Annotated in this window: 10 protein-coding genes and 1 other RNA gene; all 11 read right to left on the reverse strand. The window is 62.4% G+C overall.

Going from position 1 to position 12412, the window contains the following annotated elements:
* Positions 1–701 (reverse strand): Mur ligase domain-containing protein (locus VNS12_RS07545; protein WP_325487215.1); only part of this gene is annotated, 701 nt, incomplete at its 3' end.
* Positions 698–1792 (reverse strand): undecaprenyldiphospho-muramoylpentapeptide beta-N-acetylglucosaminyltransferase, encoded by a 1095-nt coding sequence (gene murG / locus VNS12_RS07550; protein ID WP_325487216.1) that lies wholly within the window; start codon positions 1790–1792, stop codon positions 698–700. The genes murG and VNS12_RS07545, both read right to left, overlap by 4 nt.
* A 2-nt stretch (positions 1793–1794) precedes the next feature.
* Positions 1795–2964, reverse strand: a complete 1170-nt coding sequence (locus VNS12_RS07555; RefSeq protein WP_325487217.1) for an FtsW/RodA/SpoVE family cell cycle protein — start codon at positions 2962–2964, stop codon at positions 1795–1797.
* A gap of 985 nt (positions 2965–3949) precedes the next feature.
* Positions 3950–5035: a phospho-N-acetylmuramoyl-pentapeptide-transferase gene (gene mraY, locus VNS12_RS07560; protein ID WP_325487218.1), complete on the reverse strand. Its 1086-nt coding sequence runs from the start codon at positions 5033–5035 to the stop codon at positions 3950–3952.
* An 18-nt stretch (positions 5036–5053) separates the two neighbouring features.
* Entirely contained in the window at positions 5054–6451 is a 1398-nt protein-coding gene (locus VNS12_RS07565; RefSeq protein WP_325487219.1) for a UDP-N-acetylmuramoyl-tripeptide--D-alanyl-D-alanine ligase, read from the reverse strand.
* Between the two features lie 3 nt (positions 6452–6454).
* Entirely contained in the window at positions 6455–7897 is a 1443-nt protein-coding gene (locus tag VNS12_RS07570) for a UDP-N-acetylmuramoyl-L-alanyl-D-glutamate--2,6-diaminopimelate ligase (RefSeq protein WP_325487220.1), read from the reverse strand.
* A gap of 59 nt (positions 7898–7956) precedes the next feature.
* The gene (locus tag VNS12_RS07575; protein ID WP_325487221.1) at positions 7957–9675 is read right to left on the reverse strand and encodes a peptidoglycan D,D-transpeptidase FtsI family protein; all 1719 of its coding nucleotides are present in this window, start codon (positions 9673–9675) and stop codon (positions 7957–7959) included.
* The gene (ftsL, locus tag VNS12_RS07580) at positions 9672–10061 is read right to left on the reverse strand and encodes a cell division protein FtsL (protein ID WP_325487222.1); all 390 of its coding nucleotides are present in this window, start codon (positions 10059–10061) and stop codon (positions 9672–9674) included. Before ftsL ends, VNS12_RS07575 begins: the two co-directional genes overlap by 4 nt.
* Positions 10058–11035 (reverse strand): 16S rRNA (cytosine(1402)-N(4))-methyltransferase RsmH, encoded by a 978-nt coding sequence (gene rsmH, locus VNS12_RS07585; protein WP_325487223.1) that lies wholly within the window; start codon positions 11033–11035, stop codon positions 10058–10060. The genes ftsL and rsmH overlap by 4 nt, the downstream gene beginning before the upstream one ends.
* 149 nt (positions 11036–11184) lie before the next feature.
* An RNA gene (gene rnpB, locus VNS12_RS07590) (RNase P RNA component class A) lies at positions 11185–11569 on the reverse strand.
* Between the two features lie 35 nt (positions 11570–11604).
* Positions 11605–12339: a DnaJ family molecular chaperone gene (locus VNS12_RS07595; protein WP_325487224.1), complete on the reverse strand. Its 735-nt coding sequence runs from the start codon at positions 12337–12339 to the stop codon at positions 11605–11607.
* Positions 12340–12412: the final 73 nt, after the last annotated feature.

Raw genomic sequence — 12412 nt, forward strand, 5'->3', positions numbered from 1 at the left:
TCCTCGATCTCTCCGACCAGCGCCTGCACCGTCGGGTGATCGAGACACATCACCGCAAAGCCGTAGAACGGCACATTCTCGACAAAGGTGCGGAACGCCGTCTTCACCCCGTCGAAATCGCCGTAATAATCGAGGTGCTCCGGGTCGATATTGGTGACCACCGCCACATCAGCGGGCAGCTTGACGAAGGTGCCATCGCTTTCATCGGCCTCCACCACCATCCAGTCGCCCTGCCCCAGCCGGGCATTGGTGCCATAGGCATTGATGATCCCGCCATTGATGACGGTCGGGTCGAAATTGCCCGCATCGAGCAGCGCCGCCACCATCGAGGTGGTCGTCGTCTTGCCGTGGGTGCCGCCAATAGCGATGCAGTTCTTGAGCCGCATGATCTCGGCCAGCATTTCCGCCCGCCGGACGATCGGCAGGAATTTCTTGCGCGCCGCCTTGAGTTCGGGATTGTCCTTCTTGATCGCCGAAGAAACGACCACCACGGCCGCATCGCCGATATTTTCGGCCGTTTGCCCGATGGCCACCGGAATGCCCATATCCTGCAGGCGCTTCACATTGGCGTTCATCGCCGCGTCGGACCCGCGCACGCTATAGCCTTGCGTGTACAGCACTTCCGCAATTCCGCTCATCCCGATTCCGCCAATGCCGATAAAGTGCACCGGACCGATATCCTGAGGCATCTTGGTGTTCATGAGTGTCCTTTGGCGGTTCGCTCGACGAGATCGGCCAGCCGTTCCACGGCATTGGCAATGCCCGCCGAGCGGGCTGCATCAGCCGCCCGGGCAAGACGATCCGGAGCATTCAAGAGTTCGTGAAGTTGCGTGGCAAGAGATTGCGGTGAAAGCGTGGCCTGATCCGCCACCCAGGCCCCCCCTGCCTTTTCCATCACCAGCGCATTGGCCTTCTGGTCCTGATCGAGCGATCCGGGCAGCGGCACCAGAATGGCAGGCCGGCCCAGAACCCCAAGTTCGGCAACCGTCGACGCCCCCGCCCGCCCGATCACCAGATGGCTCTTCGCAATCCGTTCGGGCAAATCAGCAAAAAACGCCGCCAGTTCCACGTTGATCCGCGCCCCGCGATACGCATCGGCCACCCGGTCGAGGTCCTCCTGCCGGCATTGCTGCGTGATATTGATCCGCCGCCGCAACGGCTCATCGAGTAGCGCCATCGCCGCTGGCACTATGTCGGAAAAAGCCTTGGCGCCCTGGCTGCCGCCGAACACCAGAATGTTGATCGGCCCGTCCGGTTCCAGCGCCGGATACGGCGCCCCGGCCACCTCGCGCACCCGATCGCGCACCGGGTTACCGGTCACCACCTTTTCCAGCCGAAACCGGTCTGCATAAGCGGTTTGGGGAAAGCTCAAGGCCAACACCCGCGCAAACCGGGCCAGCGCCCGATTGGCGCGCCCCATCACCGCGTTCTGTTCATGCAGAATTCCCGGAATCCGCAGCAGCGCCGCGGCGAGAAACGGCGGAAAGCACGGATAGCCGCCAAACCCGACAACAGCGTCGGGCCGGATACGCCGCAACACGCCCATCGCCGTGCTCACCCCGCCCAAAATCGTGAACCCGGCCTTGGCGAACCGCACCGGATTGCGAATCGACGGCGTAGCTGCGGGAATCACATGCACCGCTGTAGCCGGAAACTCCGCGCCGTATCCGGTTACCCGTTCATCGGTCAGAAGGTGGATATCATGCCCGCGCCGGCGCAGTTCCTCTGCCAGGGCCATGGCTGGAAACAGATGCCCCCCGGTCCCCCCCGCCATCAATGCGAAAGTGCTCATGTCTATCCGTTCTGCAGGGCGCTGCGGATCGGCAGGCCGGTGGCAAAGGTTTCTTCCGGCTTGCGACGCGTCAGGGCCAGCAATAGTCCCATGCCCAGCGCAATCGCAATCATCGATGTGCCGCCATACGAAACAAAAGGCAGCGTCATCCCTTTTGGGGGCATGAGATTGAGATTAACCGTGAGGTTGATCGCCGACTGCACGGCGAACTGCACGGCCAGCGCGCTGGCAGCCAGCCGGTTGAACAGGTTCTGCTGTCCTAGCGCCAGATTCAGCGCCCGCACCACGATAAACGCGATAAGGCAGACCAGCATCAGGCAAAAAACGATCCCGAACTCGCTCGCCCCGGCGGCAAATACAAAGTCAGCATGGGCGTCCGGCAGGTAGCGGCGCGCGATGCCTTCGCCCGGCCCCATCCCGAACCACCCGCCTTCCAATAGCGATTCCAGTGCGCGTTCGGCCTGATAGTTGTCTCCGGTTTCCGGGTTGATGAACGCGTCGATCCGGCGCGCCACGTGCGGAAACACCAGATAGGCCAGCCCGATCAGCCCGACCGCCCCCGCCCCCAGCGTCCCGATCACCCACCAGGAAATCCCCGACAAAAACAGCAGCGCCCCATAGGTCGCCACCATCAAAGCCGTCTGCCCCACGTCCGGTTGCAGCAACAACAGCCCAACGATCAGCCCCGTCGTCAGCATCGCCAGAATTTGCCCCGGCACGTCCTTGCGCTTCATCTTCTCGGAAATCAGCCAGGCGGCAATGATCGCATAGGCGGGTTTGACGAATTCCGACGGTTGCAGCGACTGCCCGAGAAACGAAATCCAGCGCCTCGCCCCCTTGACCTCGACCCCGTAGCGCAGCGTCATGGCCAGCAGGGCAATCCCCCCCACCAGCGTCACCAGCGCCACCACCCGCGTCCAGCGCGCATTGAGCATCGAGGCCGCAAACATCACGCCCAGCGCCGGAATGCAGAACAGCACATGGCGCTGCGTAAAGTGCCACGGCCCCAGCCCGATCCGCTCGGCCACCGGCGGGCTTGCCGCAAAGCTGAGCAACACGCCGAATCCCATCAGCGCGATCAGCGCAAACATCAACTCGCGATCAACGGTCCACCACCACTCGGCGAGCGGGGTCTTTCGTTCTCGGGAAAACCAGGCTGAAATAGCAGTCAAGGGACGGCACTCCGATACGCGGCCAGATCATCACATCGGGTTTTTCCACCCGACACCGCGCCATCGCCCTCGAAAGTTCACCCCGACGCCGACGTTGCAGAATGCAAAATTACCACCCCATTGGTTACCATTTCGCAACCATACAGCCTGAGCCCCATTTTTCCCCATCCTCGCTATCCCCGGCGCTCCCCCACACCCCACGTCATCCCGGACCTGATCCGGATCCAGTAACCGGTAGAGCCGCCGCACTTCCCTTCTCTCCTGAGGGGGAAGGTGGCCGAGAAGCAGTCGGATGAGGGAGCGCTGAGCATCCTCGCTCACCGCCGCGCGCGCTGAACTTCAGCGCTCCTCGCAGTGCCTGCCTTCATTCCCACCCCTGGCGAATACTGGATCCCGGGTCTTCGCCCGGGATGACACGCTGGGGTAAAGTCCGCAGTTCCCCCCATCCACCCCCGTCATCCCGGACTTGATCCGGGATCCAGTAACCGGCAGCGCCAGCAACTCCATACCCACCGCTGCCCCACTTATCCCCGCGCCCCAAATCGCCCCCATACTCTCCCTCACGACCCCGCTTACATGGACGCAAGCGCAACGAACGTTTGGGCAGGGTCGGTTCGGGTTCGTTGGCGGTCGCGTCAGCGAAGGCAGAAACGTTCCGAGTGCCAGCCCACGGCACGACCGCGGGTGAACCGGGGAAACCCGGCGGGGATTGGCCCCAGCCTCAGTGGACGACCAGGCCCAAAATCTCGGACGCGTGGGGCGATGATCGCTTCATACTAAACAAAAATCGTGCGGAGCGTTCATCGCCCCATGCCGTTCATCCGACCCAGCCCCGAAGCCCATGGCTGTCGGCCGCTTTTGCGCGTGTTGAATCAGAAGATGCCACGAACAGACGGACGCAACGACGACCCCGGCGAACGTTTTCGCCGCCCCATCGGAGGCGCAGCGGAGGGCATAGGCGCGCCGTGAGACGAAACAATGAACCTTACCGAAGTTTCAGCGAACTCAATCCGATCAGCGCCAGCACCATAGCGATGATCCAGAAGCGGATCACGATCTGGCTTTCGGTCCAGCCCAGATGCTCGAAATGGTGATGGATCGGAGCCATCTTGAAGACGCGTTTCCCGGTCAGGCGGAAGGAGACCACCTGCACGATGACACTGACCGCTTCGAGTACGAACAGCCCGCCGACGATGGCCATCACCAGTTCGTGCTTGGTCGCCACCGCAATGGTGCCCAGCGCGCCGCCCAGAGACAGCGAGCCGGTATCGCCCATGATGATCTGCGCCGGTGGAGCATTGAACCACAGGAACCCAAGCCCGGCCCCGATCAGGGCACCACAGATGATCGACAACTCCCCGGTTCCGGGCACGAAGTTGAGGAACAGATAGTCGGAATACACCTGGTTGCCGACCAGATAGGCAATCAGCCCGAACGCCGCCGCCGCGATCATCACCGGCACGATGGCCAGCCCGTCGAGCCCATCGGTGAGGTTCACGGCATTGCCTGCGCCCACGATCACAAAGGCCGCAAACACAAAGAAGAACAGCCCCAGATTGAGCGCCAGATCCTTGACGAAGGGCAGCAGCAGCGCGGTGCCGTAGCCTTCCGGTGCCTGGCTGGCAATCATCACACAGGCGATCACGGCGATCACCGTCTCGATGGTCAGCCTGGCCTTTCCGCCAAAACCCTTATGGTTCTGATGCTTGACCTTGAGATAGTCGTCATAGAACCCAACCAGCCCGAACCCGGTGGTCACCAGCAACACGGCCCACACATAAACATTGGACAGGTCGGCCCACAACAGGATCGAGACCAGCGCGCCAGAAAGGATCATCAGCCCGCCCATGGTGGGCTTGCCCTTTTTGGTCAGCAGATGGCTTTGCGGTCCGTCCTCGCGGATCGGCTGGCCCTTGCCCTGCCGCACCCGCAGCGAGTTGACCATTCCCGGCCCGAACAGGAACACAAAAAACAACGCGGTGATGATCGCGCCGCCGGTCCTGAACGAGAGGTAGCGGAAGACGTTGAAGACGGGAAAAGCGTCTGCGAACTGTTGCAGGTAATAGAGCATGGGCCTGGGTCTGTGCCTTTAGTTTTGCGCGCCGAAGCGATCGCGTATCCGGGCCACCAGCGTGCCCAGCCTCAATCCGTTCGATCCCTTGAGCATAACTGAGTCGCCGGGGGCAAGCGTTTGCAGAAAATTGTCCGCAATATCCTCGACAGTTTGTGCTTGCTCCGCAACAAGCGCAACCGGCAGCTCTGCCGCCAGCGCCGCCATGTGCGGACCGACCAGAAACACCGCGTCGGGTCGCGCCGCTATTACTGCCGGAGCCAGTTTCGCGTGATAGGCATCCGCCTCCGCGCCCAATTCCAGCATGTCGGCAAGCACCAGCACCCGCCTTCCGCCCGTCTCGCTCTGCGCAAACACATCGAGCGCTGCTTCCATGGAAACCGGATTGGCATTGTAGCTTTCATCGATCAGACGCACAGGGTTTTCTGCGTCTCCGAGTTCATACGCCGCCCCGCGCCCTTCTGGAGCGCCATGCGCCGCAAGCGCCGCCAGAGCCTTGTCCATATCGGCCCCGACAGCCCGCGCCACCAGCACCGCCGCAACCGCATTTGCCAGCATATGCCGCCCCGCGGTCGCAATCTCAATCGGCAGATCGATCCCGTCGCCCGCGATCCGGCCTGCCCCACCCTCCGGCGTCGCCTGATATTCGACAATCGTCATATCCGCGGGCTCAAAGCCATAGGTCAGCGTCGAAAGCCCCGCTTCCTTTGCCGCTTTCACCAACCGCCCCGCGTAGGGATGATCTCCGCCCAGCACAGCCAATCCCCCCGGCTCCACCCCTGCGAAAATTTCCGCTTTCGCATCCGCGATCGCCTCAACGGAGGGAAAAAACTCCAGATGCGCCGGCGCAACGGTGGTCACCACCGCCACATGCGGCCGGACCAATTGCGACAGCGGGGTAATCTCCCCGGCATGGTTCATCCCGATCTCGAACACGCCGAACTGCGCATCCTGCGGCATGCGCGCCAGCATCAGCGGCACGCCCCAGTGATTGTTGAAACTCCTGATCGACGCGTGGGTCTTTCCGCTCGGCTCCAGCGCCACCCGGATCGCTTCCTTGGTCGAGGTTTTCCCCACGCTTCCGGTCACCGCTACAATGCGGGCTTTCGAACGCTCACGGGAGAACCGCGCCAGTTGATACAGCCCCTCCAGCGCATCCTCGACCACGATAAGCGGCAATCCCGAAAGCCCGTCCGCACGTTGCCGGCTGACCAGCGCCGCAACCGCCCCCGCCGCAACCGCCTTGTCGGCAAAATCGTGCCCATCGAAGCTGTCACCACGGATCGCCACGAACAGCCCGCCCGCGTCGATCTCCCGGGAATCGATGGAAATCGACGTCACGGTCTCCGCGCTGATGTTGCGCGCTTCGCCCCCGGTGGCGGCGATAATATCCGTGATCGAAAAAAACGTAGTCAAACCTTAGTCTCCAAAGGCCGCGCGGACGACCTCGTGGTCGGAAAAATGGTGCTTGGTCGTGCCCACGATCTGGTAATCCTCATGGCCCTTGCCCGCGACGAGCACGACGTCCTCTGCGCCCATTCCGGCAATTGCATGGCCGATGGCCTCGGCCCGGTCGCCGATCTCGGTGGCCTCCGGCGCAGCTGCCAATATCTGCGCCCGGATCGATGCAGCGTCCTCAGTGCGGGGATTGTCGTCGGTGACGATCACCAGATCGGCCAGCCGCTCGGCCACCGCGCCCATTTGCGGACGCTTGCCCGGATCACGGTCTCCACCGCAGCCAAACACCACGATCAGCCGCCCGCCCGCAAACGGACGCAACGACTCCAGCGCATTTTCCAGGGCGTCGGGCGTATGGGCATAGTCCACGAACACTGCAGAACTGCCCCGTTCGGCGACTTTCTCCAGCCGTCCCTTCGCGCCCTCAATCGTCTCCAGCGCCGCAAGCGCTGCCCGGTTCTCGACGCCGGTGGCCATGGCCAGCCCGGCGGCGACAACGGCGTTTTCCACCTGGAAGCGTCCGACAAGTGGCAGCAGGAATTCGAACGGCTCGCCCACCAGCTTGCCCTTCACCCGTTGTCCGAACCCCTCGCTCGTCACGCTTTCGATGTCGATATGGGCACCGCCCTCGCCCACGGTAAACACCGTCGCGCCCCGATCGAGCGCGGCAAACATGAAGGGGAGGCCTTCCTCGCTCGACGAGTCGATCACTGCCGTCCCATCAGAGTCGATCAACTCCCTGAACAGCCGCAGCTTGGCGTCGCGATAGGCTTCGATAGTTTCGTGATAATCGAGATGGTCGCGGCTGAGGTTTGTGAAGGCCACCGCGGTGAACTTTACCCCGTCGAGCCGTCTTTGATGCAGTCCGTGGCTTGATGCTTCCAGCGCCACATGCTCGACGCCCTCGGCCTTGAGCCGCGCCAGCGTCTTATGCAGCGAAAGCGTGTCGGGCGTCGTCAACTCGCCGGGAATGTGGGTCTCCCCCACCGTCAGCCCAAGAGTCCCAAGGCTCGCGCCCCGGATACCGACCGTCGCCCAGATCTGGCGCAGGAACGAGACCACCGAAGTCTTGCCATTGGTGCCGGTAACGGCGACGCAAAATTGCGGTTGCGGCCCGCACACCCGGGAGGCCGCCACGGCATAGGCTGCCCGCACATCGGACACTTCGATCACGGGAACACCCGGATCATCCTGAGGAGCGACATCGGTGACGATCGCACAGGCTCCCCGGCCCAGCGCCTCATAGGCATAGGCGATGCCATGGCCCTGCGCGCCTGGAAGAGCGAAAAACACCTCGCCCTCGCCGATCAGCCGGCTGTCCGCATTGAGCCCCTTTATCTCCAGGGCGGGCACCTCGGACGCGCCGTCCACACCGTCGAGAACTTCAGCAAGCCAGTACCGCAACCGTGTCAATCCTTGTTTGCACGCCCGCATCGTGAGCGCGAAATAATTGTATTTCGACCCTAAAGCATTCCCGCCCGCAATTGTGCAGGAACCAGCTGCGTGTCCAGCATGGGATCCAGATTGGGCTGAACGCCCAGCATCGGCGCGATGCGCGTCACGATCCGGCCCGACATTTCCCCCGCGTTCCAGCCAGCGGTCCGCCCAGAGGTTTCATTCTCGGGCTTGGGCTCATCCACCAGAACGATCAAGGCATATTGCGGATCGTCCAGTGGGAAAGCCGACGCAAACAGGGCAAGACTCTTGGCGCTGGAATAGCGGCCATCAATGACCTTTTCGGCGGTCCCGGTCTTGCCGCCCCAGCGATAGCCCTTGGCAATCGCATTGGCCCGGCTGCCCGATCCCGAGATGGCGTTGTGCCGCATCAGATAGCGGATATAGGCGCTGGTCTGCTCGGAAACCACTTGAGTGGACACCGCTCTTGCTTCCGCCTCGGTGCGCGGAAACAGCGTCGCATCCATCAGCCTGCCGCCATTGACCAGCGCACTCATCGCCGTAAGCATATGCATGGGCGTTATGCTAAGCCCGTGGCCGAACGAGGCCGTCGCCGCGCCCACTTCGGAAAATGTTGCCGGGATCGCCGAACGGGTGACTTCGGGCAGTTCGATCACCGGCGCTCCTTCAAGTCCCATACGGGTGAGAAAGGCCCGGAAATTGTCCTTGCCCATCGCCTGCATCATCTTGATCGTCCCGATGTTGGACGAATATTGATAGACCTCGGGCACCGACAGAATGCGGTATTTCCCGTGAAAGTCACTGATGGTGTAGCGCCCGAACCGCACGCCGAAGCGCGCATCGATATCGTCGGTGATCCGCACCGCGCCGCTATCGAGCGCTCCGGCGAAGGTGATCGTCTTGAAGATCGATCCGACCTCGAACTTGGCGGCGGTGATCCGGTTGAAGTGCCCCTCCTGCAACATGCCCGCCGGCACGTTGGGATCGAAATCGGGCAGCGAGGCCAGCGCGATGACTTCGCCTGTGTTGACGTCCATGATCGCTCCAGCCGCCGCGATCGCCTGATAGCGTTCGAGGGAATCGAGCAGTTCATCGTGCAGGATGTGCTGCACGCGCAGATCGATGGACAGGTTCACCGGCGTCAACGCGCTATCGCGCGCCAGACCAAGATCCTGAAGCAGAGCGAGATTGTCGTCATCGAGATGCTTTTCCACGCCTGCGATGCCGACATTGTCGATATTGACCGCGCCCAGAATGTGCGAGGCGACCGCGCCCCCCGGATAAAACCGCTTGCTCTCCTCAAGGAAATCGAGCCCGGGAATACCCAGTCGCATGATGCGTTCCTGCTGGGCCGGAGTCAGTTCCCGCGACACCCACACAAATCCCCGATCCCCGGTCAGGCGCTGCCGCAGCCAGGTGCTGTCGAGATTGGGCAGAACGGTGAGAATGGCATCCGCCGCTTCGTCTACATCGATGATCCGACGCGGCTCCGCAAACAGCGACGGCACGCGGATATCGACCGCCATTTCCAGTCCGTTGCGGTCGAGGATAGCGGGCCGCGACGCCATGATCGCATCGCGCGCCTGTCCTTCGATGGTGGTGTCCACCACGACATTGCCCAGCCAGATAAGTCGTGCCCCCATGACCGAAAAGACCAGCAGCACAAAGACCATCGCCCACCGGATCCGGGCTCCGGTGAGATTGCCGCGCGCCTTGCGGGCGCCATCGATTGCGATCGTCCCCTGATCATGGATGATAGCGCTCACAGCAAGTCCTCCAGCAACGAGCCGATCGGGTCTTCGCCCGCTTCGATGGTTTCAAACAGCGCATCGAGAGCATCGGTATCAAGGCGTTGCTGCGGACGCATGGGCAGGTCGGCAAAGTTCCCGAACTGCGCGACCTTGGCCACTTGCAGATTGAGCACCTCGTTGTGCCGATCGACGATGGGCTGGATATGAGTGGGTTGATTGAGATACGCCCAGTCGGCCTTGAGGATCGACAAATCGGCCTGCTGACGCGCCATGGCCCGCTCGATGCGCACGATCTCATCGGCGGTCAGTTCCGCCACATGCTTTTGCGAATAGACCGCCACCACCGCGATCACCGCGACGATGGCAAGAACGATATTGAGGCGATGCACGAACCGGATCATAGCGCACCCTGCCGAAAGCCGGGGACCCCGAGACCCGTAGTTTGCATCGGACGTGCCGGGGCGGATGCCCGCACGCCGCTGCGCAATGTCGCGGACCGGGCGCGCGGATTGCGATCCAGTTCCGCCTTGCTCGCCTTGACGGACTTGCGTACCGGCACCCAGCGCTTTTCCTCCGGCTCCGTTTGCGGCAGATGCCGCGACTGCGGTGCCGACGTCTTGGACTGGTCGAAAAACCGTTTGACGATTCGATCTTCAAGCGAATGGAACGTTACCACCGCCAGTCGCCCGCCCTCAGGCAACAGCCGCTCGGCTGCAAACAGCGCAGAGACCAACTCATCGAACTCGCTGTTAACAGCGATGCGCAGCGCCTGGAAGGTTCGGGTCGCCGGGTGCGGCCCGCCCGGACGGCGACCGATGGTCTTTTCGATCACCCCGGCCAATTCCAGCGTATCGGCAATCGGCGCAACGTCCCGAGCCGCAACGATGGCCCGCGCGATTCGACGCGACGCCCGCTCTTCGCCATATGCAAAGATCAGATTGGCCAGATCGGTTTCCGACAACGCATTGACAAGATCGGCGGCACTGGTGCCGTCCCGGCTCATCCGCATATCCAGCGGCCCCGGGCGCATGAACGAAAACCCGCGCTCTGCCTGGTCGAGTTGCATGGAGCTGACCCCGATATCGAGCACCACCCCGTCCACATCGCGCTCCCCGACAAGCGTTTCCAGCTGCGAAAACGATCCGGCTGAAAAGTCGATTCGATCCGGGAACTCCGCTCTCAAACCCTCGACGAACGGCATGACAGTCGGGTCGCGGTCGATGGCAAGAACACGCGCACCCCGCTTCAGAAGGGCGCGCGAATATCCGCCCGCACCGAACGTCCCATCAACGATGCACGCGTGCCCCAGCGGCTCCAGTGCCTCCAGCACTTCTTCCAGCAGCACAGGTTCATGCAAGGTTTCTGGCTCACCCATCTGTTTGGATACCCGCGCCCGGCGCTCCCTTTGCCAGCCGTCCGGCCGGCTGGAACTGTTCTTAAAGTGTGTGGGAATGCTCCACTTCGAGCCACATTGCATCCCAGTCTTTAAGATTCTGTTTCCCAAACCTGTTAGGAAAGAAAAACGACACCAGTCGGCCTGTAAGCCGGGTTCTGTAAGGCCTGCCTCTTGCGAGACAGACGTGGCGACCATTCATCTGGGACGCCTGTTGCCAGACGCCTCGTGCAACCAACCCGGACGACCGGCCGTGAAAACGCGGCTGGAGCCGAAACTCCCGTCGTCCCTATTCGGTCTTGCTCCCGGTGGGGTTTACCGTGCGACGCCTGTTGCCAGGCCCCCGGTGCGCTCTTACCGCACCCTTTCACCCTTACCCCGGACAGAACCGGGGCGGTTTGCTTTCTGTGGCACTTTCCCTGGGGTCGCCCCCGCCGGGCGTTACCCGGCACCGTGTTTTCATGGAGCCCGGACTTTCCTCCACGCTCAACACGCGGCGGCCGCCCGGCCAACTGGTGACGGGCTGATGTAGGGTGCGCATGGCAGGTCGGTCAAGTCGCTTCGCTGGGAATGAGCATTGGACGCGGTTGGCGAATTCGGGTCACGTCGCGATACGCGACGTTGATCGCGGCCATCTTGGCAGACGCCAGCCCCATCAACTCGTCCGGCACCCCCTTGGCGATCATCCGATCCGGGTGATGCTCGGCCACCAGACGCCGATAGGTACGGCGCAATTCATCGTCTGTCGCATCAGGTGCGAGTCCCAGCACCGCATAAGGATCGCGCTGCCCGCTCGGCAGCAACACATGCTGGGACGCAATCTGCTCAAACCGCACGGCATCGAAGCCGAAGATATCGCTCACCGCCATCAGATAGGCCAGTTCATCATCGTGAACAAAACCATCGGAAGTCGCGATCTCGAACAAGGCGTCGAGCACGTGCTCCAGCGTGGCCGGGCTGTCGGCGAACAGTTTGCGCACCTTTTTCGCGTAGCTGTCGAACCCCGCAATATCCTGCTGCGCAAGGGCAAAGAACCGATCCACATGCACATCGGCGCCTTCGGGAATATCGACGAGCTTGTGGAACGTGATCACTTCACGCCGACTCACTACCCCATCTGCAACGGCCATCTTGGCCGCAAGCGCGATGATCGACATGGTGAAAGCCGTCTCACGTTCCCGCTTGAGCCAATTGTCGGGATCGAAAATGGCAGCCAGGCCGCCAGCAAGCCCCGTCCCTTCCGAGAACGAGCCCAAAAACGCAGCAATTCTTTGCCAGATCGACATAGTCTATTCCCGTTCTTCGCCTGCCCAGCCGCGTTGTCGGGTAGCCACGACACGCTGCGCACCACGATACCCG

The organism is Pelagibacterium sp. (assembly GCF_035555455.1).
Lineage (GTDB): Bacteria > Pseudomonadota > Alphaproteobacteria > Rhizobiales > Devosiaceae > Pelagibacterium.